27 protein-coding genes and 1 other annotated feature are annotated in these 26,359 nt (G+C 56.7%); of the genes, 12 read left to right on the forward strand and 15 right to left on the reverse strand.

Going from position 1 to position 26,359, the window contains the following annotated elements:
* Positions 1-47 precede the first annotated feature (47 nt).
* From IB226_RS02550 to hisL, 10 genes are all read right to left on the reverse strand, one after another.
* Positions 48-524, reverse strand: coding sequence for a YbaK/prolyl-tRNA synthetase associated domain-containing protein (locus IB226_RS02550; RefSeq protein WP_192233418.1), 477 nt, complete (start codon positions 522-524; stop codon positions 48-50).
* A gap of 88 nt (positions 525-612) precedes the next feature.
* Complete coding sequence (hisIE, locus tag IB226_RS02555; protein WP_101763386.1) at positions 613-1,224, reverse strand: bifunctional phosphoribosyl-AMP cyclohydrolase/phosphoribosyl-ATP diphosphatase HisIE; 612 nt, start codon at positions 1,222-1,224, stop codon at positions 613-615.
* Positions 1,218-1,994: an imidazole glycerol phosphate synthase subunit HisF gene (gene hisF, locus IB226_RS02560; RefSeq protein ID WP_192233420.1), complete on the reverse strand. Its 777-nt coding sequence runs from the start codon at positions 1,992-1,994 to the stop codon at positions 1,218-1,220. The genes hisIE and hisF overlap by 7 nt, the downstream gene beginning before the upstream one ends.
* On the reverse strand, positions 1,976-2,713 hold the full coding sequence (gene hisA / locus IB226_RS02565) for a 1-(5-phosphoribosyl)-5-[(5-phosphoribosylamino)methylideneamino]imidazole-4-carboxamide isomerase (protein ID WP_192233422.1): 738 nt from the start codon (positions 2,711-2,713) through the stop codon (positions 1,976-1,978). The genes hisF and hisA overlap by 19 nt, the downstream gene beginning before the upstream one ends.
* A complete protein-coding gene (gene hisH, locus IB226_RS02570; protein WP_101763389.1) occupies positions 2,713-3,303 on the reverse strand; it encodes an imidazole glycerol phosphate synthase subunit HisH in 591 nt (196 codons plus the stop codon). The genes hisA and hisH overlap by 1 nt, the downstream gene beginning before the upstream one ends.
* The gene (gene hisB, locus IB226_RS02575; protein WP_192233424.1) at positions 3,303-4,370 is read right to left on the reverse strand and encodes a bifunctional histidinol-phosphatase/imidazoleglycerol-phosphate dehydratase HisB; all 1,068 of its coding nucleotides are present in this window, start codon (positions 4,368-4,370) and stop codon (positions 3,303-3,305) included. Before hisB ends, hisH begins: the two co-directional genes overlap by 1 nt.
* On the reverse strand, positions 4,367-5,443 hold the full coding sequence (gene hisC, locus IB226_RS02580) for a histidinol-phosphate transaminase (RefSeq protein ID WP_192233426.1): 1,077 nt from the start codon (positions 5,441-5,443) through the stop codon (positions 4,367-4,369). The genes hisB and hisC overlap by 4 nt, the downstream gene beginning before the upstream one ends.
* A complete protein-coding gene (hisD, locus tag IB226_RS02585) occupies positions 5,440-6,747 on the reverse strand; it encodes a histidinol dehydrogenase (protein WP_192233428.1) in 1,308 nt (435 codons plus the stop codon). The genes hisC and hisD overlap by 4 nt, the downstream gene beginning before the upstream one ends.
* A gap of 4 nt (positions 6,748-6,751) precedes the next feature.
* On the reverse strand, positions 6,752-7,651 hold the full coding sequence (hisG, locus tag IB226_RS02590) for an ATP phosphoribosyltransferase (protein ID WP_137386095.1): 900 nt from the start codon (positions 7,649-7,651) through the stop codon (positions 6,752-6,754).
* A gap of 53 nt (positions 7,652-7,704) precedes the next feature.
* Positions 7,705-7,826 (reverse strand) — a sequence feature (His leader region).
* Entirely contained in the window at positions 7,802-7,849 is a 48-nt protein-coding gene (hisL, locus tag IB226_RS02595; RefSeq protein ID WP_100396937.1) for a his operon leader peptide, read from the reverse strand. It overlaps the preceding feature by 25 nt.
* Positions 7,850-8,025: 176 nt before the next feature.
* Here hisL and IB226_RS02600 point away from each other — a divergent pair, with 176 nt between their 5' ends.
* The gene (locus IB226_RS02600; RefSeq protein WP_192233430.1) at positions 8,026-8,853 is read left to right on the forward strand and encodes an SDR family oxidoreductase; all 828 of its coding nucleotides are present in this window, start codon (positions 8,026-8,028) and stop codon (positions 8,851-8,853) included.
* 100 nt (positions 8,854-8,953) lie between these two features.
* On the opposite strand, the gene IB226_RS02605 is transcribed toward IB226_RS02600, so the two are convergent.
* The 3 genes from IB226_RS02605 to puuD are packed head-to-tail and all read right to left on the reverse strand — an operon-like array spanning position 8,954 to position 11,574.
* Complete coding sequence (locus tag IB226_RS02605) at positions 8,954-10,231, reverse strand: FAD-binding oxidoreductase (RefSeq protein WP_192233432.1); 1,278 nt, start codon at positions 10,229-10,231, stop codon at positions 8,954-8,956.
* A 24-nt stretch (positions 10,232-10,255) separates the two neighbouring features.
* Entirely contained in the window at positions 10,256-10,813 is a 558-nt protein-coding gene (gene puuR, locus IB226_RS02610) for an HTH-type transcriptional regulator PuuR (protein WP_008104818.1), read from the reverse strand.
* Positions 10,810-11,574, reverse strand: a complete 765-nt coding sequence (gene puuD, locus IB226_RS02615) for a gamma-glutamyl-gamma-aminobutyrate hydrolase (protein WP_192233434.1) — start codon at positions 11,572-11,574, stop codon at positions 10,810-10,812. The genes puuR and puuD overlap by 4 nt, the downstream gene beginning before the upstream one ends.
* Before the next feature lie 213 nt (positions 11,575-11,787).
* On the opposite strand from puuD, the gene IB226_RS02620 reads away from it, so the two are divergent.
* Complete coding sequence (locus IB226_RS02620; protein ID WP_101763399.1) at positions 11,788-13,203, forward strand: glutamine synthetase family protein; 1,416 nt, start codon at positions 11,788-11,790, stop codon at positions 13,201-13,203.
* 371 nt (positions 13,204-13,574) lie between these two features.
* Positions 13,575-14,933, forward strand: a complete 1,359-nt coding sequence (locus IB226_RS02625) for an APC family permease (protein ID WP_101763400.1) — start codon at positions 13,575-13,577, stop codon at positions 14,931-14,933.
* Between the two features lie 194 nt (positions 14,934-15,127).
* Here IB226_RS02625 and ygbI read toward each other — a convergent pair whose 3' ends face one another.
* A complete protein-coding gene (ygbI, locus tag IB226_RS02630; protein WP_101763401.1) occupies positions 15,128-15,889 on the reverse strand; it encodes a DNA-binding transcriptional repressor YgbI in 762 nt (253 codons plus the stop codon).
* A 259-nt stretch (positions 15,890-16,148) separates the two neighbouring features.
* Between ygbI and ltnD the strand changes: the two genes are divergently transcribed.
* The 5 genes from ltnD (at position 16,149) to IB226_RS02655 (ending at position 21,193) form a co-directional block, all read left to right on the forward strand.
* Positions 16,149-17,057 carry an L-threonate dehydrogenase gene (gene ltnD, locus IB226_RS02635; protein WP_192233436.1) on the forward strand — a complete coding sequence of 303 codons (909 nt, stop codon included), beginning with the start codon at positions 16,149-16,151 and terminating at the stop codon, positions 17,055-17,057.
* Between the two features lie 2 nt (positions 17,058-17,059).
* Positions 17,060-18,319 (forward strand): 3-oxo-tetronate kinase, encoded by a 1,260-nt coding sequence (otnK, locus tag IB226_RS02640; RefSeq protein WP_225608141.1) that lies wholly within the window; start codon positions 17,060-17,062, stop codon positions 18,317-18,319.
* Positions 18,316-18,942, forward strand: coding sequence for an aldolase (locus IB226_RS02645; protein ID WP_192233438.1), 627 nt, complete (start codon positions 18,316-18,318; stop codon positions 18,940-18,942). The genes otnK and IB226_RS02645 overlap by 4 nt, the downstream gene beginning before the upstream one ends.
* Positions 18,942-19,721 (forward strand): HPr family phosphocarrier protein, encoded by a 780-nt coding sequence (locus IB226_RS02650; RefSeq protein WP_192233440.1) that lies wholly within the window; start codon positions 18,942-18,944, stop codon positions 19,719-19,721. Before IB226_RS02645 ends, IB226_RS02650 begins: the two co-directional genes overlap by 1 nt.
* A 119-nt stretch (positions 19,722-19,840) precedes the next feature.
* A complete protein-coding gene (locus IB226_RS02655) occupies positions 19,841-21,193 on the forward strand; it encodes a GntP family transporter (protein WP_137386087.1) in 1,353 nt (450 codons plus the stop codon).
* 186 nt (positions 21,194-21,379) lie between these two features.
* On the opposite strand, the gene sbcB is transcribed toward IB226_RS02655, so the two are convergent.
* Complete coding sequence (gene sbcB / locus IB226_RS02660) at positions 21,380-22,801, reverse strand: exodeoxyribonuclease I (RefSeq protein ID WP_110866679.1); 1,422 nt, start codon at positions 22,799-22,801, stop codon at positions 21,380-21,382.
* 202 nt (positions 22,802-23,003) lie between these two features.
* Here sbcB and dacD point away from each other — a divergent pair, with 202 nt between their 5' ends.
* From dacD to IB226_RS02680, 4 genes are all read left to right on the forward strand, one after another.
* Positions 23,004-24,170, forward strand: coding sequence for a serine-type D-Ala-D-Ala carboxypeptidase DacD (dacD, locus tag IB226_RS02665; RefSeq protein ID WP_192233442.1), 1,167 nt, complete (start codon positions 23,004-23,006; stop codon positions 24,168-24,170).
* A 308-nt stretch (positions 24,171-24,478) separates the two neighbouring features.
* Positions 24,479-25,537 carry an FUSC family protein gene (locus IB226_RS02670; protein ID WP_101763409.1) on the forward strand — a complete coding sequence of 353 codons (1,059 nt, stop codon included), beginning with the start codon at positions 24,479-24,481 and terminating at the stop codon, positions 25,535-25,537.
* Between the two features lie 161 nt (positions 25,538-25,698).
* Positions 25,699-26,019: a PTS system regulator TmaR gene (tmaR, locus tag IB226_RS02675; RefSeq protein WP_008110563.1), complete on the forward strand. Its 321-nt coding sequence runs from the start codon at positions 25,699-25,701 to the stop codon at positions 26,017-26,019.
* Between the two features lie 141 nt (positions 26,020-26,160).
* On the forward strand, positions 26,161-26,349 hold the full coding sequence (locus IB226_RS02680) for a type II toxin-antitoxin system HicA family toxin (RefSeq protein WP_007891008.1): 189 nt from the start codon (positions 26,161-26,163) through the stop codon (positions 26,347-26,349).
* Positions 26,350-26,359: the final 10 nt, after the last annotated feature.

Below are 26,359 nucleotides of genomic sequence, written 5' to 3' on the forward strand. Positions count from 1 at the left end.
TGTGATGTTGAGTCAGAAAGAGTACCGCTCAGGGCCTGGCAAGGCAATTAGAGGATTATTTTCATCACGTTACCATTATGCAGTGCCTGGTAATCTGCAATGTTGAGCACTACCGATTGCTCCAGCAATCCGGCATTGAAGGCGATTTCGTCATAGCGTTCAAACAGCAGCGGATCGACCACCAGCTGTAAATCAGAATGGAAGCTAAACGGCGGAATAGCCCCAAATACGCAGCCGGTCAGCGTATCCACTTCCGCAGGCGAGGCCAGCGAAGCACGGCGACCGCCTACTGCCGCCGCCACTTTGCTGAGATCGGCTTGCTGATCGGCAGGCAGCACCGCCAGCACATGCTGTTTGATACCGTTGCCTTTCACATGGCACACCAGCGCCTTCGCACCTTGACCCACTTGCGTACCACGAATCGCTGCCACCGCTTCGCACTTGCCGGTCGCTTCATGCTCCATCACGCGATAGCGCGCCTGATGTTGGTCAAGCAGGGCGATCAATTTTTCATGTGTGGTCATGGTGTTTTCCATGCTGATGAATAGCGTAGGGTGCGCATTTATGCGCGCTTGGGACATTGGTCGCCATGAATGGCGACCCTACGAAACGTTATTTATGACGCGCCCGCAGATTATTGATGATGGTGCTCAAATCCAGCTCCTGATCCTGCAGCAGCACCATCAGGTGATAAAGCAGATCCGAAGCTTCATTGGTCAACTCGTGACGATCGTTAACCGTTGCCGCCAACGCCGTTTCCACGCCTTCTTCACCCACTTTCTGCGCGATGCGCTTGGTGCCGCTGGCGTACAGCTTCGCGGTGTACGAACTCTCTGGATCGGCGCTTTTGCGTGAGGCCAGCAGCTGCTCCAGCTGATAGAGGAACGTCCAGTCTGGCGCAGCCGGTGAGAAGCAGCTGGAAGTGCCGAGATGGCAGGTTGGGCCAATCGGATTGGCCAGCACCAACAGCGTGTCGTTGTCGCAGTCCGGCGTAATGCTCGCCACTTGCAGGAAGTGGCCAGAGGTTTCGCCTTTGGTCCATAAACGGTTTTTGGTGCGTGAGAAGAAGGTGACGTTGCCCTCACTGAGGGTTTTTTGCAGCGCTTCTTCGTTCATATAACCGTGCATCAGCACTTCGCCGGAAACGTTGTGCTGGACGATAACGGGCATCATGCCCGCGGTTTTGACCCAATCCAGCCTGGCCAGTTGTTCTGCAGTTAACACGCGCGAATCTCCACACCGTTGTCGATCAGGAAGTTTTTCAACTCGCCGATATTGATAATTTGTTTGTGAAACACCGAAGCCGCCAGTGCACCATCGACGTTCGCCTGCTCAAAGGCTTCAAGGAAGTGCGGCATGGTGCCTGCGCCGCCGGAGGCGATCAGCGGCACTTTGCAGACATCGCGCACTTTCTTCAGCTGCACCAGGTCGTAGCCGTTACGCACGCCATCCTGGTTCATCATGTTGAGGACGATTTCGCCTGCGCCCAGCTTCTGCACTTCCTGTACCCAATCCAGAGTTTCCCACGTGGTCACTTTGGTGCGCGCTTCGTCGCCGGTGTACTGATTGACGTGATATTTGCCGCTCACTTCGTCAAACCAGGTATCGATGCCCACTACGATGCACTGCACGCCAAAGCGATCGGCCAGGCGCGTAATCAGCGTCGGATCGGCTAAGGCTGGCGAGTTGATGGAAATCTTGTCGGCACCAAACTGCAGAATGCGCGCCGCGTCTTCTTCGCTCTTAATGCCGCCCGCCACGCAGAAAGGAATATCGATCACTTCCGCCACGCGCGACACCCAGCTTTTGTCCACGACGCGGCCATCTGATGAGGCGGTGATATCGTAGAATACCAGCTCGTCCGCACCTTCCTGCGCATAACGCTGCGCCAGCGGCACAATGTCACCGATGATTTCGTGGTTGCGGAACTGAACGCCTTTCACCACTTGCCCGTCACGCACATCGAGACAAGGAATTATCCGTTTTGCCAGCATGCGATTGCCTCCGCCACCGTGAATTTATCTTCCAGTAACGCGCGACCAACGATCACGCCCTGTGCGCCGCTGCCGCGTAACGCCGCGATGTCATCCAGCGAACCGATGCCGCCTGAAGACTGGAAGGCGATGTCAGGGAAGGACGCAGACACTTCTTTATACAGCGCGACGTTGGATCCGCTCAGCGTGCCGTCGCGCGAAATGTCAGTGCACAACACATGCTTAAGGCCAACCGGCTGATACCAGCCAATCACCTCTTCCAGCGTCACGCCCGCCGCTTCCTGCCAGCCGCTGATCGCCACCTCTTTGCGGTTGTTGGCATCAATGCGCACATCTAATGCCAGCACAATGGCGTCGGCGCCAAACTCGTTAAACCAACTTTTGACTTCTTCCGGTTGCTTCACCGCGGTGGAACCGACCACCACGCGCGTGGCACCCGCTGCCAACAGCGCCGCCACGTCATCGCGATGGCGGATGCCGCCGCCGACCTGCACCGGCACGGTCACGCCGCGCAGTAAGGTGGTGAGCAGGGGAATCTGACGTTTGGCCGGATCTTTCGCGCCGGTCAAATCCACCAGATGCAGCACTTCAGCACCCTGGCGTTGGTAATCCTGTAAGCGCGGCAGCGGATCGCTACCGTAATCGCGCTGCTGGCCGTAGTCGCCCTGATGCAGGCGCACCACTTTGCCGTCGATTAAATCTAATGCGGGGATAATCATCACATCTCCAGGAAATTTTTCAGCAGCTGCGCGCCGGCTTTGCCTGAACGCTCCGGGTGAAACTGCACGCCGAAGAAGTTATCTTTTTGCAGGGCAGCGGTGAACGGATAGCCGTAATCGCACTGGGCGATGGTGGCTGCATTCACCGGCATGGCGTAGCTGTGCACGAAGTAGAAGTAGCTGCCATCGGGAATGTCGCGGAACAGATGATGGCCCGCTTTGGCGGTGATCTGGTTCCAGCCCATGTGCGGCAGCGGTAAATCCTGCGTATCCATCAGCGTGACGGGCTCATCAACCAGGCCGAGCGTGGTGACGCCGCCGTTCTCATCGCTACCGCGACCGAGCAGCTGCATGCCGAGGCAAATACCGAGCACCGGCTGAGTACAGGCTTTGATTAAGTCGATGAGATCGCGCTCCTGCAGCTGATTCATCGCCGCCTGCGCGGTGCCCACGCCGGGCAGCAGCAGCTTGTCGGCATGCAGCACCACATCCGGGTCGCGGCTCACCTGCGGCGTATAACCGAGGCGCTCAATCGCCCACTTCACTGAAGACAGGTTGGCGCAGCCGGTATCGAGGATCACCACGTTCATCACAGCACTCCTTTCGAGCTCGGCAAGGTGTTGCCTTCCACGCGGATCGCCTGGCGCAGCGTGCGGCCAAAGGCTTTAAACAGGCTTTCCACACGATGGTGATCGTTGCGGCCTTTGGTTTTCAGGTGCAGCGTGCTCATCATGGCGTAGGAGAGAGAGCTGAAGAAGTGCTCGACCATCTCGGTGCTGAGATCGCCCACGCGCTGGTAGCTGAACTCGGCTTTGAATTCGATGTGCGGACGGCCGGAGATATCCAGCGCGCAGCGCGCCAGGCACTCATCCATGGGCAACACAAAGCCGAAACGGCCGATGCCACGTTTGTCGCCCAGCGCTTTCAGCAGCGCTTCGCCGAGCGCCAGACCGGTATCTTCCACGGTGTGGTGATCGTCGATGTAGAGATCGCCTTTCACATCAATGTTCATGCGAAAGCCGCCGTGCACCGCAATCTGGTCCAGCATGTGATCGAAGAAGCCGACGCCGGTGTTAATTTTGCTGCCGCCTTCACGATCCAGCCACACTTCGACTTTAATCTGCGTCTCTTTGGTGTTGCGTTGCACCAGCGCGTAACGATCGCGCTGGGTCAGGCGCGCCTGAATCGCATCCCAATCTTCGCCTTCCGCACCGTAACGCAGGCCCTGAATGCCCATGTTCTGCGCCAGCTGGATATCGGTGAGACGATCGCCAATCACGTAGCTGTTGGCGGTATCGAGCGCACCGGCGGCCAGCCAGGCTTCCACCATTTTGGTCTTTGGCTTGCGGCAATCGCAGTTATCTTCCGGCATATGCGGGCAGATCAGGATGTCGCTGAAATTCACGCCTTGTGAGCGGAGAATCTGCATCATCAGGTTGTGCGGGCCGTCAAAATCGGCCTGGGGGAAGCTGTCGGTGCCGAGGCCATCCTGATTGGTGATCATCACCAGCTGATAACCCGCTGCCTGCAACGCCAGCAGCGCCGGAATGGCGTTCTTCTCAAACGCCAGTTTCTCCATGCGATCCACCTGATAATCAGTGGGTGGCTCAGAAATGATGGTGCCGTCGCGGTCGATAAAAAGGATCTTCTGACTCATGCTTGCTCCACTGATAAGGCTTGCAGCGCGGCGATCAGGCGCTCGCACTCTTCACGGGTGCCGATGGAGATGCGCAGGCATCCCGCAAGGCCGGGGTTTTTATTTTGGTCGCGCAGAATAATGCCTTGATCCCACAGCGTTTTAAACACTTTTGGCGAATCAGTGAAGCGCGCCAGAATATAGTTGGTTTCACTCGGGAACACCTGCTGCACTACGCTAATCTGCGGCAACTGCTCAAACAGCCAGGCACGATTGGCGTTCAGCTCGGCAACGTGTTGACGCATCAGCGTAATGCCTTGCTCGCTCAGCGCTTGTCCAGCCACATCCGCCACCGGCGTCGCCAGCGGATAGGGCGCAATCACCTTCATCAGCAGATCGATAACCGGCTTGTTCGCCAGAGTGAAGCCGCAGCGCAAACCGGCCAGCGCAAAGGCTTTCGACAGCGTGCGCAGAATCACTAAGTGCGGATATTCCTGCAGCCAGCCCGCCAGCGTCGCGTCCGGGCAAAACTCGATATAGGCTTCATCGGCCACCACCAACGCTTTACCGGCGGTCATCGCCAGCAATTCGCGGATGTCATCCTGATTGATCAGGTTGCCGGTCGGATTGTTCGGGCTGCACATATAGACGACTTTCACGCCGTCGAGCTGGTCAGCAATGGCCGGCAAGTTCAGCTGCCAGTCTTCGAGTGCCGCCACGGTGCGGTATTCAATGCCGATGGTTTCGGCGCTGACGCTGTACATGCCGTAGGTTGGCGGGCAGAACAGAATCGCATCTTTGCCCGGCTCACAAAACGCGCGCATCAGCAGTTCGATACCTTCATCCGCACCGCGGCTGACCAGAACCTGCTCCTGCGTCAAACCGGCGTAAGCGGCATAGCGCTCAATGACAATCTTTGGCTGGCATTCCGGATAGCGGTTCAGCGTCTGTTGCGACAGCTCAAACGGTACCGGCAATGGGAATTCGTTGGCATTCAGCCACACATCACCGTTACCACCCAGACGACGCGCCGATTGATACGGCGTCAGCGCTCGCACGTTGGCGCGCGCTAACTCTTCAATATTCAGGCTCATGCTTGCTCCTTCAGCGCGGCAACACGCAGGCTAACGGCATTTTTGTGGGCTTCCAACTGCTCGGCGGCGGCCAGCGTTTCAATCGTCGCGGCAAGATTGAGGAAGCCTTGCGGCGTCAGCTCTTGCACCGTCATACGTTTCTGGAAATCGGCCAGGCCAAGGCTGGAACAGGTCGCGGTGTAGCCGTAGGTCGGCAGCACGTGATTAGTGCCGGACGCGTAATCGCCCGCCGATTCCGGGGACCAGTCGCCAAGGAATACCGAACCGGCGCTGGTGATGCTTTCGACCAGATCGCGCGGCTGACGCGTCTGAATGATCAGGTGCTCCGGGCCGTACAGGTTGGAGATCTCAATGCACTGCTCCAAATCGCGCAGCACAATCAGGCGGCTGCTCGCTAACGCCTGACGTGCGGTAGCCGCACGCGGCAGCTGCGCCAGTTGCTCTTCAACCGCTTGCGCCACGCCTTCGGCCAGTTGCAGCGACGGCGTCAGCAGAATCACCTGAGAATCCGGGCCGTGTTCCGCCTGCGACAGCAAATCAGATGCCACGAACGCGGGCGTGGCGCCTTCATCGGCAATCACCAGCACTTCCGATGGACCGGCCGGCATATCAATTGCCGCGCCATCTAACCGTTGGCTAACCTGACGTTTGGCTTCGGTGACGTAGGCGTTGCCAGGGCCAAAAATCTTGTCCACTTTCGGCACGGTTTCGGTGCCGAAGGCGAGGGCGGCGATGGCTTGTGAACCGCCCACCTGAAACACCTCTTTCACGCCACACAGCTGTGCCGCGTAAAGAATTTCATCGGCAATTGGCGGCGGCGAGCACAGCACCACGCGACCGCAACCGGCGATGCGTGCCGGTGTCGCCAGCATCAATACGGTTGAGAACAGCGGGGCGGAACCGCCAGGAATGTACAAACCCACCGATTTCACCGGACGGGTAATCTGCTGGCAGCGCACACCAGGCTGAGTTTCCACATCCACTTCCGCCAGAATCTGCGCGTTGTGGAAAGTCTCGATATTACTCACGGCCACGGCCATCGCCTGCTTCAGTGTGTCACTCAAACGATCGCTGGCCGCTTGCATCTCTTGGGCGCTGACGCGCAGGTTATCCACCTGCGCTTTATCGAAGCGCGCGCTAAATTCACGCAGCGCCGCATCGCCGCTCTCTTTCACTTGCACTAACACGTCGCGCACGATCTGGCTGATAGTTTCTGAAGCCGAAATCGCCGGACGCATCAGCAGCGCTTGCTGCTGCTCTGCGCTGCATTGCTGCCAATCAATGGGTGTCATCAGCGTGCTCATCGTATTACTCCAACATTTTTTCAATTGGCAGCACGAGGATCGAGCTGGCACCCAGCGACTTCAACTTTTCCATGGTTTCCCAGAACAGCGTTTCGCTGCTCACCATGTGCATCGCCACGCGGCTCACATCGCCAGCCAGCGGCAGCACGGTTGGACGCTCAGCGCCCGGCAGCAGCGCAATCACTTCATCCAGGCGCTCGCTTGGCGCGTGCAGCATGATGTATTTGGATTCACGCGCTTTAATTACGCCCTGAATACGCGTCATCATTTTGTCGACCAGCTCTTGCTTGGCGGCCGGCAGTTCGCCATCGCGCTGAATCAGCACCGCTTTAGAGCGGTAGATCACTTCCACTTCGCGCAGGCCGTTGGCTTCCAGCGTGGCGCCGGTTGAAACCAGGTCACAAATCGCATCGGCCAAACCCGCGCGTGGTGCGACTTCAACCGATCCGTTCAGCAGGCAGGATTTAAAGGCGATGCCTTGTTTATCGAGGTATTTCTTCAGCAGGTGTGGATAAGAGGTGGCGATGCGGGCGTTATTCAGGCATTGCGGGCCGGTGTACTCTTCATCAACCGGCATCGCCAGCGACAGGCGACAACCGCCGAAATCCAGACGACGCAGCGTGAAGTAACGCGGATCTTCGCCCTGAGCACGACGGTTCAGCAGCTCCTCTTCCAGCACATTTTCACCGACGATACCGAGATCGACCACGCCATCCATTACCAGGCCAGGGATATCGTCATCGCGCACACGCAGGATGTCGATCGGCATGTTCTCCGCAAACGCAATCAGACGCTGTTGCTGAAGGTTAATTTTGATACCGCAGCGTGCCAGCAGTTCGCGTGATTCATCACTTAAACGGCCAGATTTCTGCATAGCTATGCGAATACGGGTGTTATCTAACATGGTTCCTGTCCTCTTATTCAATCCTGTCTGAACGTGTTGGTTGGCGTTCGCCCATAAAAAAACCCCCGGAAGATGATCTTCCGGGGGCTCTCTTTGCGTTCGCACCACTGGAAGATCCTAATCGTCTCCCAGCACACATCGCCTGAAAGACTAGTCAGGGTGATGGTGATGATGGTGGTTGAACTGAACGCGTGTCATAGTAAATTCCGTTGCTGAATGAGTATTCATTTGCGTGCTGAATAACCTAACGAAGATGGTGACAATTGGCAACCCTTTTTTAACCGTCAATTTCCGGAATCTCCCGAAACAGTTTGCGCTGGTTTGGCACATCTAACCGCACTAAGATGAAGTGTGAGCCCATAGCAGGAGTCGATATGAAAAAGGTCGCGATTGTAGGTCTGGGATGGCTGGGTATGCCGCTGGCGATGGCGCTAACGGCACGCGGCTGGCAGGTCACCGGCAGTAAAACCTCGCCGGATGGCGTGGACGCCGCACGCCGCTGTGGCATTGAAGCCTTCCAGCTGGTGCTGACCCCCGAACTGGAGTGTGAAGCCGAAGAGTTAGATACGCTGATGGCAGTCGATGCGCTGGTGGTGACGTTACCTGCCAGCCGCACGGTGAAAGGCGGTGAAGATTACATGCAGGCGGTGCAGAACGTGGTGGATACCGCGCTGGCGAAGAAAGTGCCGCGCATTATTTTCACCAGCTCAACCTCAGTGTACGGCAGCGGTGAGGGCGTAATGAAAGAGAGCAGTCCGCTGCAGCCGGAAACCGTCGCCGGCAAGACGTTGGTAGAGCTGGAGAACTGGCTGCACGATTTGCCCGGCACCAGCGTGGACATTGTGCGCCTCGCAGGATTGGTGGGGCCGAATCGTCATCCAGGTCGTTTCCTTGCCGGTAAAACCGGGCTGGAAAACGGCGGTCATGCGGTCAATCTGGTGCATCTCGATGATGTGGTCGATGCGATTGTGCTGTTGCTGCAAACCCCGAAAGGCGGGCATGTTTACAATTTATGTGCCTCGAAACATCCGTCGCGCGACAGTTTCTATCCTAGCGTTTCGAAGCAGTTGGGGCTTGAACCACCGACGTTTGTCGCTGAGCCAGTGCGTTCAAACGGCAAGGTGATTGATGGCTCGAAGATCGCGAGTGAGCTGGGGTTTGAGTATACGTATGATGACCCGATGAAAATGCCGCTGGAGTAATTTCTCCTCACCCTAATCCTCTCCCGCAGGCGGGCGAGGGAATCTTTTACTCCCTCTCCCGTAGCAGAGGGCCGGGGTGAGGGCATCAGCGCGCAGCAGATTAAACCCCAAACCGATCCCTTAACGCATACCACGCCGCTCCCATCGCGGTAAGCGGCACCTTAAACCGTCTTCCACCTGGAAACGGCAGATGCGGCAATTTCGCGAACGCATCAAATCTCTCGGCGTGCCCACGTAGCACTTCAGCAATCAGCTTCCCCGAAAGATGCGTACAGGTCACGCCGTGTCCGCTGTCGCCCTGCATAAAGAACGCATTCTTCTCCACCTGCCCAAACTGCGGCATGCGCGATAGCGTGAGCAGGAAATTGCCGCTCCAGCGGTGGCTGATTTTGATGTCACGCAGCTGCGGAAAGGTGCGCAGCAGCTTAGGGCGAATCAGCGCTTCGATGTCATCCGGCTCGCGTGCGCCATACACTACGCCGCCGCCGTAGAGCAGGCGGTTATCGGCGGTGAGGCGGAAGTAGTCGAGCAGATAGTTACAATCTTCAACGCAGTAATTGTTCGGCAGCAAACCCAGCGCCTGATCGCGCGTTAAAGGTTCGGTGGTGACGATCTGCGAGCCGCACGGCATGCTTTTGCCCGTCAGGCGCGGTTCAAGCTGTGACGGCAAATAAGCGTTACCGGCAAAAATCACGAAGGTGGCGCTGACTTCGCCCTTAGCGGTTTTTATGCGATGCGGTGCGCCGTATTTCACTTCAATCGCCGCCGACTGCTCATAAATGCGCCCGCCGTGACGGCGAATCGCTTCGGCTTCGCCCAGCGCCAGATTAAGCGGATGCAGATGCCCGCCGCGCTTATCGAGTAAGCCACCGACGTAGCGATCGGTCGCTACTTCGCGCCGAATGCCGCGTTCGTCGAGCAGCTCCAAATCGTGATTGCCGTAGCGTGCCCAAAGGGCTTTTTGGCTGCGCAGATGGCCCATTTGCCGCTGATTCAGTGCGGCGAAAATGCCGCCGGGGCGATAGTCGCAGGCGATAGCGTAACGGTCAATGCGGTCGCGAATGATCTCCGCGCCTTCAAACATCATGCTGCCAAGCATTTGTGCGGTCTGTTTGCCGTAGCGCTGCTCAATCACATCCACGTTGCGGCTGTAGGAGTTGACGACCTGGCCGCCATTGCGGCCGCTGGCGCCAAAGCCGATTTTCGCCGCTTCAAGCAGCACCACGTCGTAACCGGCTTCGGTGAGAAACAGCGCGGATGAGAGTCCGGTAAAGCCGCCGCCGATGATGCAGACATCGCACTGCACTGACTCTTGCAGCTCCGGCCACGGCTCATGGGCGTTGGCGGTAGCGGCGTAATAACTTCCCACATGTTGCATGACATCCTCCTTAAGCGCGAAACCTTAGAAATTGGCGGGCGTATGCGCGCTAACAATGCGACACGGCTGATCTGAGGTATTGGTAAAACTGTGCGGCAAGCCGGTATCAATCACATAGCTTTCACCGCGATAGAGATGGTAACTCTGGCCGTTGACCACCAGCGTGATTTCCCCTTCCAGCACGGTGCCGGTTTCCTCGCCGGGATGGCGTAACTTCTCGCCGGTGCTGGCGCCGGGTTCATAACGCTCCAGCAGCATCGCCAGCGCGCGCCGTGCGGCACCGTTATCGATCAGCATCAGCGATACGCCAAGGCTGCCGATCTCCACGCACTCTTCCGGGCGCACAATCACCCGCGGCGTGGCATTGATTTTGGGTTCGGAGAAAAACTCTGAGAGCGAAAGCCCATAAACTTTCAGCAGCTTCTGTAAGGTGCTGACGGCCGGGCTCACTTTGTCCTGTTCGATAGTGCTAATGGCGCTGTGCGTTAAACCTGATAACTCAGCGACGCGACGCTGAGACAATCCCAACTCCTGCCGGATCTGCGATAAGCGACGTCCAGGTGCCAGAGTGGCATCATTCATGGCTGTTTTTCCTTGTGATAACAGACCGCGGCGTGGATAAAGGCCTCAAACAGACGGCGCGAGATCGGATCACGTTCGGAGTGCCATTCCGGATGCCATTGCACCGCAAGAGCGAAAGGGTGCTTTGGCAGGCTTACGGCTTCAATCAGCCCGTCAGGCGCGCGTGCTTCGATACGCAGCTGTGGACCGGTTTCGCGGATGCCTTGCCCGTGCAGCGAGTTCACCGCAAAAGGTTCGGCGCTGCCGAGCAGTTGGCTCAGCAGGCCATCCACTTCTGGCTGCACGGTATGTGCCGGCGCGTATTGCTCATCCAGCGATAACGCGTCGTTTTCGCGATGCTCCTGAAACAGATGTGTCATATGCAGCTGGCGATGCAGCGCACCGCCATTAGCGACCACCAGCTCCTGCAAACCGCGACAGATACCGAACATCGGCATCTTTTTACCGATCGCATGGGTGATGAGCCCAAAGGCGAGGCGATCGCGCGCTGGATCGGCATGCGCCTCTTTACCGTCTGCGCCGTAATGCCAGGGTTCAATGTTGCTGGGACTGCCGGTCAGCAAAATGCCATCCAGTACGGTCATACTGTTTTCTAATAGATGAGGTGCCTGCATCAGTTGATGCGGCAAGGGCAGCGGCACGCCACCGGCAAGCACGATAGCGTCGAGATATTTGTTGTGAACCGTTTGACCTGGATGGCTGCCGATAAAGTTCTGGCACATCACTACGCCAATCAAGAGCTTGTCAAAAATAATGCCCATAACGTCTCCGCGTTGCTGTTCAATATTTTCGCCGGAAATGCGCGGCTGGCCTTAAAAGTGTGCAATATTTTGTCAATCTAGCAACCGATCGTTCATTCCTCAAACAGAATTGTTACATTTGCACACTTTTTGCGTTAGCGCTATGTTAGTGGAGTGGCTGTTATTTTGAGCATTGCGCGCACCAATATTAAACGGTAAAGGGCGGGTGGGATCATGACGAACCTCGTAGAAGTAGAAGACTTCACGCGACACAGTGAAGAGAAGCGAACAAGCGCGTTCCAGCTGGAGGTCAAAACCTGGCTGGAACGCCATCCTGAAACGCAGTATGTCGATATTCTTCTTAATGATTTAAATGGGGTATTTCGCGGTAAACGCATTCCCATCTCCGCATTGGCAAAACTGGAAAAAGGGTGTTACTTCCCGGCCTCGGTTTTCGCTATGGATATTCTCGGTAACACCGTCGAAGACGCCGGACTGGGCCAGTCACTGGGCGAACCCGACCACCTCTGCATGCCGGTGCCCGGCACCTTAATTCCTTCTGCCGCCGATCCCACGCACATCGCTCAGCTGTTGCTGACCATGTGTAACCAAGATGGCACTCCCTTTGACGTTGAACCCCGTAATGTCCTCAATCGACTGTGGCAACAGCTGCGTAATCGAGGATTGTTCCCGGTGGTAGCGGTAGAGCTGGAGTTCTATCTGGTGGATAAAAAGCGTGATGCGGAGGGCTTCATTCAGCCGCCGTGCTCGCCGGGCAGTGACGAACGCAATATGCAGAGCCAGGTGTATTCGGTGGATAATCTCGATCACTTCGCCGACGTACTGCGGGACATCGACCATCTGGCCAAGCTGCAAGGCATTCCCGCCGATGGCGCGCTGGCGGAAGCGTCGCCCGGCCAGTTCGAAATCAACCTGCATCACACGCGCGACGTGCTGAAAGCCTGCGATCACGCTATTCAGCTGAAACGGCTAGTGCGTCAGGTGGCGGAAAATCACGGCATGACCGCCACTTTCATGGCCAAGCCTTATGAAGAGTACGCAGGCAGCGGCATGCATGTGCACATCAGCATGCTGGATGCCGCCGACCACAACGCTTTCGCGCTTGATGACGGCAGCGATTCACCGCTGATGAAACGCGCGCTGGCGGGCATGATCGATTTAATGCCGGCTTCAATGGCGTTGCTGGCGCCGAATGTGAACGCTTATCGCCGCTTCTTGCCGGAAGCCTATGTACCGCTACAGGCGTCATGGGGACACAACAACCGCACGGTTGCGCTGCGTGTGCCTTGTGGCGATGCGGATAACCATCGCATCGAGTATCGCGTGGCCGGTGCGGATGCAAATCCCTATCTGGTGGTGTCAACAATTCTTGCCGGTATTTTGCACGGTCTGGATAATCAGCTACCTTTACCGCATGCGGTGCAGGGCAATGGACATGAAGCAGAAGGGCTGGCATTACCGATTCGGCAGAGTGATGCGCTGTATGAATTCGAGAATAGCTATCCGCTGCAAAAGCTGCTGGGCGAGCGTTTTAGCGGGGTGTGGCACAGCTGCAAACAGTACGAACTGATGCAGTTTGAGCGCTTAATCACCTCGACGGAAATCGACTGGATGCTCAAGAATGCCTGAGTGCCGGAAGAATTGATCTAACGTCTTGTGCCGATGGCATAAGTTGGGGCAAAATACGCGCCCTGCAAAATGAGAACTAACCGACGTTAACCGCGTCGGTTATTTTTTTGCATGATGTACTCACTGACATTCACACGAGGCCGGACACGCATCCGGATAGATAGATACTGACAAACACGCTTGTGCGTGAGATTTGAGGAAAACAAAGATGGGACTGTTTAACATTGCACCAGCGCAGGCTGGTTCTCGCTTCCGTGATGACTACGGCGCCGCGACAATCGTAAACACTTATATCACTTCTCACTGCAGCAAATTGCGCAGTAGCCCTGTAGCCCAACCGATCGCGGTTGTCGTCTGCGGGGGCCTGAACAATGTCGCTTAACACCTCTGCCGCACCTCAGCGTGCACACCTGAAAAAATCTCTGACCCTGATCCCGGTTGTCATGATGGGCCTGGCGTATATGCAGCCAATGACCCTGTTTGATACTTTCGGTATCGTGTCTGGATTGACCGACGGCCACGTCGCCACCGCTTATGCTTTCGCCCTGATCGCGATTCTGTTTACTGCCGTGAGCTACGGCAAGCTGGTACGCCGCTTCCCATCTGCGGGCTCCGCTTACACCTATGCTCAGAAGGCAATCAGTCCGCACGTCGGCTTTATGGTTGGCTGGTCCTCACTGCTGGACTACTTGTTCATGCCGATGATCAACATCCTGCTGGCGAAAAGCTACTTTGAGACGCTGGTGCCGGGCATTCCGTCGTGGATTTTCGTGGTGCTGCTGGTGGCCTTTATGACCATCTCCAACCTGCGTGGAATCAAAACCGTTGCCAACTTCAACAGCGTGATCGTGGTGCTGCAGGTGGTAGTGATGGTAGTGATTACCGGCATGGTGGTTTACGGTGTGGCACACGGTGTTGGCGAGGGGACATTGACCAGCAGCAGACCGTTCTGGTCTGAGAATGCGCACGTAGTCCCGATGATTACCGGTGCGACTATTCTCTGCTTCTCGTTCCTTGGCTTTGACGGTATCAGTTCGCTGTCAGAAGAGACCAAAGATGCTGAACGCACCATCCCGCGCGCGATTTTCCTCACCGCGCTGATTGGTGGTGTGATCTTTATTGGGGTTTCTTACTTCCTGCAGCTGTACTTCCCGGACATCTCGCGTTTCCAGAATCCGGACTCTTCACAGCCAGAGATTATGCTGTTCGTGGCGGGTAAAGCGCTGCAAATTGGCATCCTGATCTTCTCGGTGGTGACGGTGCTGGCATCCGGTATGGCCGCGCACGCAGGCGTTTCACGTCTGATGTACGTGATGGGCCGCGATGGCGTGTTCCCGCAGCGTTTCTTTGGCTTCGTGCACCCGAAATACCGCACGCCGTCACTGAACGTGCTGCTGGTGGGCGCGGTCGCGCTGATGGCGATCAACTTCGACCTGGTAACCGCAACTGCGCTGATTAACTTCGGTGCGCTGGTGGCGTTTACCTTTGTGAACCTGTCGGTGATTGCGCAGTTCTGGATCCGTGAGAAGCGTAACAAGACGCTGAAAGATCACATCAACTATCTGGTGCTGCCGGTAATGGGTGCCCTGACAGTCGGTGCGTTGTGGATTAACCTGGAAGAGACCTCCATGGTGCTCGGCCTGGTGTGGGCAGCGATTGGTATTATTTACCTCGCCTTTGTGACCCGCACCTTCCGCAACCCGGTTCCGCAGTTCAGCGAAGAAGTGTGATTTGATCGACGTCGCTGTCCCCCATCCCGGCCTTCCCCCGCAAGCGGGGGAAGGAGACGCTGCCACATGCACCTCCTCACTCGTATAGAGCACCATCTTCCTCCCCCATTTATGGGGGAGGACCGAGGAGGGGGACAGCAAGCACGGACCAGGGATGGGGGACAGCGAGCACCGACCGATAGGGACAGCACGCACTATCCCGCCAACACCAACTCCCAACTCCCCGCACTCAACGCCTCGCGTCCCGCTTTACTCAACCCCGCATCGGTAATCAAGGTATCAAACCGCTCCAGCGGTAACGCCAGATGCGTCGCAATCTTGTTGTACTTCGAACTGTCGCTTAACAACACGCGCTTACTACTCACATCGCTCGCCGCCAGCTTCACCGGCACCTTATCCTCATCCGGCGTAAACAGCCCGCGCGGGCCCCAGCAGGACGCGGAGATAAACGCGATATCGATCGCCAGCTGGCGCAAACTTCTGGCGGCCGCTTCACCGACGCTGGATCGGTTCTCACGACATACCGTGCCGCCGGTGTGAATCAACTTGCAGCCGCTGCTCTCCATCAGCAGGCGCGCAATCACGAAATCGTTGGTCACCACCAGCAAGTCATCACGCTCAAGCAACTCGCGCGCCAGCGCCAGTGTGGTAGTGCCGGCATCGAGATAGATGCAGCTATTACGCGGAATATGACGCGCGGCATACTGCCCAATCGCCATCTTCTCGCCGCTGTACATATTGGTTTTCGCCAGATGCGATGGCTCCGCCGCCAGGCGATCTGCTGAGCGCACGCCGCCCGAAACAGACAATACCGCACCTTGCTCTTCCAGCTTCTGCACATCGCGACGTATCGTCATATGCGACACACCCAAGCGCTCAGTGAGCTCGGCAATGCTAACCACGCCGCGTTCGCCCACCAGCGCTAAAATTTGTTGATGACGTTCAACCGGAATCACCTTGCTCTCCCTGAATTATCATTTTTTCACATTGTAGATCATCGATTCACAGCCCGCAGCACAATTTATCTTGCCGTAATCTAAGCAGAAATCCCATCTGGACTGACTTCGAAGCGCAGACCTCCGGCTGTGAATCCATGTTAATCAATGAGCAGCTAAGTTAATTTTTGTGATATCACGCACGTTTATTCGCCACTGACTGCGGCAGACTTAACACCAATGAACAAATTATCACTTAAATTAACAATGGAGGTTTGCTATGTCAGCAACCGTGAATAACATCGGCGTGATTGGTTTAGGTTCCATGGGCATGGGTGCCGCGCAGTCTTGCATCTGTGCAGGATTAAATACCTGGGGTGTTGATCTCAATCCGCAGGCGCTGGAAATCCTGCGTCAGGCCGGTGCACGTGATGCGCAAACCTCCGCTGCCCGCTTTGCCGCTGAACTCGATGCGGTGCTGTTGCTGGTGGTGAACGCCGCGCAGGTTAAAGCAATCCTGTTCGGTGAAAACGGCGTGGCGGCGCAGCTCAAGCCCGGCACTGTGGTCATGGTCTCTTCTACCATCTCTTCACAGGATGCGCAGGCGATTGAACAACAGCTGGCGCAGCATCAGTTGCTGATGCTGGATGCACCGGTTTCCGGCGGCGCAGCCAAAGCCGCAGTCGGCGAGATGACGGTAATGGCGTCCGGCAGCGATGAAGCTTTTGCCCTGCTCAAGCCTGTGCTGGATGCGGTGGCGGCGAAAGTCTATCGCGTGGGCAGCGAAATCGGTCTCGGCTCAACCGTCAAAATCATTCACCAGTTGCTGGCGGGCGTGCACATTGCTGTGGGCGCTGAAGCGATGGCGCTGGCCGCGCGCGCTGGAATCCCGCTCGACACCATGTATGACGTGGTGACCAACGCCGCCGGTAACTCATGGATGTTCGAGAACCGCATGCGTCACGTGGTGGATGGCGATTACTCGCCGAAATCAGCGGTCGATATCTTCGTTAAAGATCTCAATCTGGTGGCGGATACCGCCAAGTCGCTGCACTTCCCGCTGCCGCTGGCTTCTACTGCGCTCAATATGTTTACCGAAGCCAGCAACGCCGGCCACGGTCGTGAAGATGACAGCGCAGTGATCAAAATCTTCAGCGGCATCACGCTGCCGCAGGCGAAGGAGCAATAATCATGCGTTTAGGCGTTATTGCAGACGATTTTACCGGCGCAACCGACATCGCCAGTTTTCTGGTGCAAAACGGTTTGCCGACCATCCAGTTCAACGGCGTGCCGGAAAGTCATGACGCGCTGAGCGCGCAGGCGATTGTTATCAGCCTGAAGTCACGCTCATGCCCGGCGCAGCAGGCGATCGATCAGTCGCTGGCCGCGCTGCAGTGGCTGCAACAGCAGGGCTGCGATCGTTTCTATTTCAAATATTGCTCCACCTTTGACAGCACCGAGCAGGGCAATATCGGCCCGGTGACTGATGCGCTGTTGGCGGCGTTGGGCGAAACGCAAACGGTGATCTCGCCGTCGCTGCCGGTTAACGGTCGTACGGTGTATCAAGGCTATCTTTTTGTCGCCGATCAGCTGCTGTCCGAATCGGGCATGCGCCATCATCCGGTAACGCCAATGACCGACAGCAATCTGGTGCGTTTGATGACGCGCCAGGCCAAAGGCCAGGCCGCGGTGATCAACGCCGCGCAGCTCGATCAAGGAGCTGATGCGGTGCGTGCGCAGCTGGATACCCTGAAAGCACAGGGCATCAACTATGTGGTGCTGGATGCGCTGCACGAGCAGCATCTGCTGACGCAGGGCGAAGCGCTGAAAGAGACGCGCCTGGTGACCGGCGGTTCAGGCCTGGCGATCGGTATCGCCCGCGCCTGGGCAACGCAGCAGCAGAACAGCGATGCTGAACACGCCGGGCGCCCACAAGGCGATCGCGCGGTGGTGATCTCAGGCTCCTGCTCGCAAATGACCAACCGTCAGGTGCAGGCGTATCGTCAGCAAGCGCCCTCGCATGAAGTGCTGGTGGAACGCTGCCTTGATAACGCCAAAAGCTATGCGCAGGAGCTCTGTGACTGGGTGGAAGCCAATCATCAGTCCGAACTGGCACCTTTGCTGTTTGCTACCGCCGATGCGCAGCAGCTGCAGGCTATTCAGCAGCAATACGGCGCAGCGCGCAGCAGTGAAGCGGTTGAGCAGCTGTTTGCTGCGGTAACTCGTGAACTGAAAACCCGTGGCTGGCAGCGCTTCATCGTTGCCGGTGGTGAAACCTCGGGCGTGGTGGCACAAAGCCTTGGCGTCACCGCATTCCACATTGGCCCGATGATTTCACCGGGCGTGCCGTGGGTGCGCGATATCCATCAGCCGCTGTCACTGGCGCTGAAATCAGGCAACTTTGGCGACGAACAGTTCTTTGCCCGCGCACAACAGGAGTATTCAGCATGACGGAACAACAAGCACGCGAAGAAATGGTACAGCTCGGCGCGTCCTTCTTTCAGCGCGGTTACGCCACCGGTTCAGCGGGCAATTTGTCGCTGCTGCTGGAGGATGGCAACTTGCTGGCGACGCCAACCGGCTCCTGCCTCGGCGAACTGCAGGCCGATCGCCTGTCGAAAGTGACGATTCAGGGCGAATGGATCTCCGGCGACAAGCCGTCGAAAGAGGTGGCTTTTCACCGCGCGCTCTATCTGAACAATCCCGCGTGCAAAGCGGTGGTGCATCTGCACAGCCACTATTTGACGGCGCTCTCCTGCCTCAACGATCTCGACACAGCAAACTGCATCCGTCCGTTCACGCCGTATGTGGTGATGCGCGTCGGCGATGTGCCGGTGGTGCCGTATTATAAGCCGGGCGATCAGCGCCTGGCAGACGATCTGGCCAATCTGGCCTCGCGCTATAACGCCTTCCTGCTGGCCAATCACGGTCCGGTGGTGGTGGGCAAATCCCTGCGCGAAGCTGCCAATAACACTGAAGAACTGGAAGAGACCGCGCGCCTGATGTTTACGCTCGGTGACCGCTCGATTCGTTATCTGACCGATAGCGAAGTCGCGGAATTGAGGAATGTTTAATGCCTAAGTTTGCAGCCAATTTATCAACGCAGTTCGGTGAGCTGCCGTTTATCGAACGCTTTGCCGCCGCGGCCAACGCCGGTTTTCGCGCCGTTGAATTCCTGTTTCCGTATGACTTTCCGGCTGAGGTGATTAAAGCCGAGCTGGAAAAACATCAGCTGGAACTGGTGCTGTTTAACACCGCCGCAGGCAACGTGCAGGCGGGCGAGTGGGGCGTTTCCGCCATTCCGGGCCGTGAACAGGAAGCGCGTGCCGATATCGATCGGGCGCTGGAGTATGCGCTGGCGCTCAACTGCCGGCAGGTGCATGTGATGGCGGCAACGGTGCCAAACGGTGCCGATCGTGCAGCCTATGAAGAGACTTTCGTGCGTAATATGCATTATGCCGCCGAGCGTTTAGCGCCGCACGGTATTCGCCTGCTGCTGGAAGCACTTAATCCAGTCACTAAGCCGAATTATCTCTACGCCAGCCAGTATCAGACGCTGGCGATGATGGCGCGTATCGATCGGCCCAACGTCTTTACCCAGCTCGATCTGTTCCATGCGCATTTGGTGGACGGCAATCTGACGCATCTGATTCGCGAATACGCCGGGCGTTATCGCCATATCCAGATCGCCTCGGCGCCGCATCGCCACGAGCCGGATGAAGGCGAGATCAACTATTCCTATCTGTTCGACCTGCTGGATGAAGTGGGTTACGACGGCTGGGTGGGATGTGAATACATCCCGCGTGGCCGCACTGAAGCCGGCCTCGGCTGGTTCGCGCCTTACGCTAAATAATTTTTGTTTAACCACCCAGCACAGGGATTTTCAGCACTGTGCTGGGTAAGTCTTACCTGAATTCGTCAATACCAGATAGAGCTGTACCCAAACTATACTAATTAAATCAGAGGATTATCATGTCTACCGCGTTGTTGTTAGCCATTGCTACCGCCAGCATTGTGATCTTGCTGCTGCTGGTGATTAAAACCAAAGTTCATCCCTTTGTGGCGCTGCTGATTGTCAGCTTGCTGGTGGCGATTGCGACTGGCATCCCAGCCGACAAAATCATGGAAACCATCTTTAGCGGGATGGGTAACTTGCTGGGGCATATCACCATTATCATCGTGCTGGGGGCGATGCTCGGCGCAGTGATTGAAGCCTCGGGCGGTGCCGAGTCGCTGGCACAACGCTTCAGTAAATCGCTGGGTATCAAGCGTACTGTGGCGGCGCTGACCATGGCGGCGTTTATCCTCGGCATTCCGGTGTTCTTCGAAGTCGGCTTTATCATCGTGATTCCGCTGATTTATGGCTTCACCAAAGTGGCGCGCGTGTCACCGCTGAAGTTTGGCTTGCCGATGGCGGGCGTGATGCTGACGGTGCACGTGGCGCTGCCAACCCATCCCGGCGCGGCGGCGGCGGCGGGCATTCTGCACACTGATATGGGCTGGCTGATGATGCTCGGTATCCTGATCTCGATTCCGGTGGGTATCGTCGGTTATTACGTCGCGAAAGCGATGAACCTGCGTCAATATCATCTTTCCGTTGATGTATTAGAACAGCTGCAGCTGGCGAAGCCGGAAGGCAAGCCGAAGAACGACGCGCCAGCGCCGGGTGCGCTGACTATTACCGGTCTGATTGTTGTGCCGATTCTGTTGATCGTCATGGGCACCGTCGCGCATACCACACTGGCTGAAGGCAGCACGCTGCGTGCGGTGATGACGGTGATCGGTACGCCAGCCATTGCGCTGCTGATTGCGCTGGGACTGGCTGCGTGGCTGCTCGGCGTGCGTCGTGGCTGGAGCAAAGAGAAACTGGAAGATCTCACCGGACGTGCGATTCCCAGCTCCGCCAGCGTGATTCTGGTGGCGGGCGCGGGCGGCGCGTTTGGTAAGGTGCTGGTGGAATCGGGCGTGGGCAAAGCGCTGGCGTTGACGCTGGAAACCTTGCATCTGCCATTAGTTCCGGCGGCCTTTATTCTGTCGCTGGCGCTGCGTGCTTCGCAGGGATCGGCAACGGTGGCGATTCTGACCACCAGCGGCTTGTTAAGCCAGGCGGTGGGCGATGTGACGGATATGCAGCGCGTGTTGGTGACGCTGGCGGCCTGTTTCGGTGGGTTAGGCTTGTCGCACGTCAATGATGCGGGTTTTTGGGTGGTGACGCGCTATCTGGGCTTGTCAGTGGCCGATGGCCTTAAGACCTGGACGGTATTGACGACGGTGATGGGGCTGAGCGGTTTCGCACTGACGTGGCTGGTGTGGGGGATGATTTAAGGGTTTTCCCTCACCCTAACCCTCTCCCACAGGGAGAGGGAACCGATCGTGCACTCACGCCAGCATCTGGCAGCGTCTCCCTCTCCTGTGGGAGAGGGAACCGATCGAGCGCACACGCCAGCATTTGGCAGCGTCTCCCTCTCCCTGTGGGAGAGGGCCGGGGTGAGGGCATCAAATCGCAGAGAACTAAGACACCAGCTCCTGCGCATACAAATACAGCGCCTTCAGCTGCGCCATCTTCTCCGTATTCCCCTCATGCAAACTCGCCAGCGACTCCAGCTCCAACAGGAACGCCTGCACGCGCTCGGCATTCAGCGCTTCGCGGCGATGCTGCAACCAGCGCTGCTGTTCGGCGTCATCGAGGGTGCCGGGGAAGTTGCGCGCACGGTAACGGAACAACAATTTAGCAATGCGCTTATCGTCGAAGGTCAAATCCAGCGCCGGTAAATTCTGCGGCGGCGTCTGGCGGATGATATTCATGCCAGCGCGATCGGCATCGCTAAAGAAACCGTCATACAACTGCGCGTCAACATCATCTGACGGGGTAAACGGCTCGGCGTCGGCAAACAGCGCCACCACTTTCTCACGCACTTCCGCGTGGTCACGCAGCAGCTTGAGGTTTGCAAGGCACTGCTGACGATCGATGTTGAGGCGCGCGGCATCTTCCGGACGCAGCGTGCTGGCAGGCGCCAGCACCGGACACTTATTGATGTGCACCAGCTTGATCGGCACCGCAGGCAGATCGCCCAAATCGCTGTGGCGGGTATATAAACGCTCGCGCAGTTCGTCAGATTCCAGCGTTAGTAGCGGCGACATATCACCGGCCAAATCGGCGACAATCAGCGCGTTACGGTTATCCGGATGCCACGCCAGCGGCACAATCCAGCTGGTGTTACCGCGCGCCGCACCGAACATGCCGGAGACGTGCACCAGCGGTTTCATCTGCGGGATATCAATCAGCGTCATCAGTTTCTGTTTGTTGCGATGGGTAAACAGAAACTCAAACAGCTTCGGCTGCTTCTCTTGCACCAGTTTTGCCATCGCCAGCGTGGCATAAACGTCGGACATCGCATCGTGCGCCTGTTCGTGCGCCACGCCGTTGGCCTTGGTGAGATGCTCCAGCTTGAAGCTGGGGAAGCCATCGTCATTCTCCGGCCACTCAATGCCTTCCGGACGCAGCGCGTAGCAGGCGCGCATCACATCCAGCAGATCCCAGCGCGAATTGCCGTTCTGCCAGCTCCAGCCATAGGGATCAAAGAAGTTGCGATAGAAGATATTGCGCGTCACTTCATCATCAAAACGCACATTGTTGTAACCAATCACACAGGTTTGCGGCTCGCTAAACAGGCCGTGAATGCGTTCGGCAAACGCCGCCTCGGTCACGCCGCGCGCTTTGGCGGTTTGCGGCGTAATGCCGGTGATCATCACCGCTTCCGGCTGCGGCAGATAATCGTCGGCTGGCTGGCAATAAAACACCTGCGGTTCACCTACTGCATTGAATTCTTTATCGGTACGCAGGCCCGCGAACTGCGCCGGACGGTCCAGCGACGGGCTTTTACCGAAGGTTTCATAATCGTGGAATAAGAAGGTGAACTCAGAGGCGGGCACGGCGTTATCCTGGCAATGGAGAATCAACGCACAGGATAGTCGTCCCTGGGTAGCAGTACAACCTCGATCATTCTCGCTGCGAGCGGGCGCGCAGCATTTATGCGCAGTTCATACTTTTTTTCAATTTATTCAGATCTGTAAGCGCTATTTGCCGTAAAACGTGCGGCGGTAAATTCATTTTTTTGATTTTGAGGAAGAAGTGTTGAAAAGGCGTCTGCTGGTAACTGTATCTGGAATAATTATTTGGGCATCGTGGGCGCAGGCTGACGACAGCATGCCGTTTCCCCTGACACCACCGCCGATTGATGCGGCTTCATGGGTGTTGATGGACGCCACCACCGGACAAATTCTCACCGCTGGCAATCCGGATGAAGAGCGTAACCCGGCCAGCCTGACCAAACTGATGACCGGCTATGTCGTGGATCGCGCTATCGATCAGAATAAAATCAGCCGCGATGACAAAGTCACTATCGGCAAAGATGCGTGGGGCGCAGGCAATCCGGTGTTCAAAGGCTCCTCGCTGATGTTCCTCAAGCCTGGCGATCAGGTCACTGTGCGCGATCTGATGCGCGGCGTGATCATCGATTCCGGCAACGATGCCTGCGTAGCGCTGGCGGATCACGTGGCCGGCAGCGAAAGCAGCTTCGTCACCATGATGAACAGCTACGTGCAGAAACTCGGCCTGTCGCACACCCATTTCGAAACCGTGCACGGCCTCGATGCGCCGGGCCAGCACACCACCGCACGCGATCTGGCGGTGCTGTCGCGCGCCATCATCAGCGGCGAGCCCGATTTCTACGCCATGTACGGGGAGAAAACCCTGACGTGGAACGGCATCACCCAAAACAACCGCAACGGCTTGCTGTGGGATCAAAATCTGCACGTCGATGGTCTGAAAACCGGCCACACCGAAAGCGCCGGTTTTAACATCATCGCTTCCAACGTCGTCGGACGTCATCGCCTGATTGCGGTGATCATGGGCGGCAAGAGCCCGAAAGGGCGTGAAGATCAGGCGCGCAAGCTGCTGGTGTGGGGCCAAAACAGCTTTGATACCGTGCAACTGTTCCACGCAGGCAAAAAAATCGGTAGCGAAAACGTCTGGTACGGCAATCCGCATAAGGTCGATGTCGGCACCACGCAGGATATCTACCTGTCGCTGCCGCGCACCGAAGTGGCCAACGTGATGGCGAAATACGTTATCGATCGCAAAGATCTGGAAGCGCCGCTGAAAGCGGGCGAGCAGATTGGCGAAATTCAGGTGATGGACAAAGATAAGCAGCTGGCCAGCTATCCGCTCTACGCGCTGCAAGCGGTGGAAGAGGCAGGCATCATTACGCGCATCAGCGATTACGTGAAACAGAAACTGTAATCTGTCGCGTATTTCCGCGTCATCATCGTCGCCATGATGCGGCGATGATGACACAATCGCTGTAGGCGTTGCAGACCAGAAAGGTGTGCTGGTGCGCGATGACGTGATTTTCTGATCGCCATTCATGGCAACTGTTTTAATGCACGCACCAAACACGCTGCGTTACATCAATGTTTTTATTGAGAAAACCTGATGTAACGTCCATGTTGTATTTCAGCAAAACCTGAAAAATAATTGCGTTCGACCCTGATGATGCAGCCGTCACCAGGGTAACATAGCGCGCAAATTTTTAGCGTTCCCGGACAACCATGTTACGCGCTGACAAGCCCATCTCGCAGATTGAGTTCTGGTTCTACCGCCACTATCGCACCGTACACGGCGTACGTATCGCTATCGCCTTTGTGCTGTGTTTCCTGTTTGTGCGGCTCACCGACATTCCCGAAGGCACCTGGCCGCTGATTACGCTGGTGGTCGTGATGGGGCCGATTTCCACCTGGGGCAATGTGCTGCCGCGCGTGGTGCAGCGTATCAGCGGCACCTTTGCCGGACTGATTTCTGGCCTGATCGCGCTCAAGCTTGAGCTGTTTTCACTGCCGGTAATGCTGGTGTGGTGCGCCGTTGTGATGGTGGTCTGCGGCTATCTGACGCTGGGAAAACATCCCTATATGGCGCTGCTGATCGGCATCACGCTCGGCGTGGTGGTTGGCGCACCGGCCGGGGATTTCACCATCGCCATGTGGCGCGGAGGCGATGTGATTCTCGGTTCACTGATGGCGCTGCTGTTTAGCGCCATCTGGGCGCAGCGTGCCTATACGCATTGGCGCATCCAGTTATCGGATGCGTTTATCGCCATGGCCAAACTGCATCACACCGGTTTCTCCGCCAATTTGCTGGAGAAGCCGCGGCTGAATAAACCTTTTCAGAAATTGCTGAGCAGCGTGATCAAAATGCGCGCGCTGCTGGAGCCGGCGAGTAAAGAGACGCGCATTCCGAAATCGGTGTTTGAGGCGATCCAAACCATCAATCGCAATCTGGTCAACACCATGCAGATGCAAATTGATGCATGGTGGTCGTCGCGTGAAAGCCACTTGATTATGCTCAACGCGCCTACGCTGCGCCGCACCCAGCAGATGACGGAAGACACGCTGAATGCGCTGGCCACGCTGATGGTGAAAGGCGAAACCGAGCAGATCACCGCCAACAGCCACGCGCTGGAGGAGATCACCCAGGAACTGGAGCAGCTGATTGCTAATCGCAGCGGACGTTCCGAAACCACGGCGATTTACGGCTACGTCTGGCTGAGCCTCGAACAGGCGCGTCAGCTGGAGCGTATGACTGATTTAGTGCGTCTGGCGCTGCGTAAATAGTTTTCTCAGGCAAGGACTTAATGTGAATCACCCTTTCTTTGCGCTAAGATAAGCGCCAGTCCGAATTTAGCGGTGAGAATTGCAACCCTGGCGGCCAAGCCGCTAAGCTAAACGTTATGACTATTCCGCCTGCCGACGCAGGCCTCAAGAAAGGTGCCAACATGGAAAATGCCAAGCAATCATTTCAGGACGTACTGGAGTTTGTGCGTATGTTCCGTCGTAAAAACAAACTGCAGCGCGAAATCGTGGATAACGAGAAGAAAGTCCGTGATAACCAGAAACGTGTGCTGCTGCTGGACAACCTGAGTGAATACATCAAACCCGGCATGAGCATCGAGGCGGTGCAGGAAATTATCGCCAGCATGCGTGTGGACTATGAAGACCGCGTTGATGAATACATCATCAAAAACGCTGACCTCTCCAAAGAGCGTCGCGAGCTGTCGAAGAAGTTGAAAGCGATGGGCGAGCCAAAAGCGCAATAAATTTCCATTCACCACTCATCTTGAGGTCGTCATTTATGACGACCTTTTTATTTGGGAAAAAGATAACCCCAATAACTCTTCTTGCGATTTAGAGTTGTTGGGGTTATTTTTTATGCTTTCAGGACGCGGTAAGGCAATGGCATGGATAGCAGATCATTAATGGCCGAGATCAAGGCCGATGGCTGGGAACTGATACGTGTAAACGGTAGCCATCACCATTTTGTCCATCCGGTAAAAAAAGGGCTGGTGACGATACCGCACCCCAAAAAGGATTTGCCGATCAAAACGGTGAAAAGTATCAGGAAACAAGCCGGACTGACTGTCCATTAATTCGAAAGAG

Source organism: Pantoea sp. PNT03 (genome assembly GCF_014852515.1).
Classification (GTDB): domain Bacteria; phylum Pseudomonadota; class Gammaproteobacteria; order Enterobacterales; family Enterobacteriaceae; genus Pantoea; species Pantoea leporis.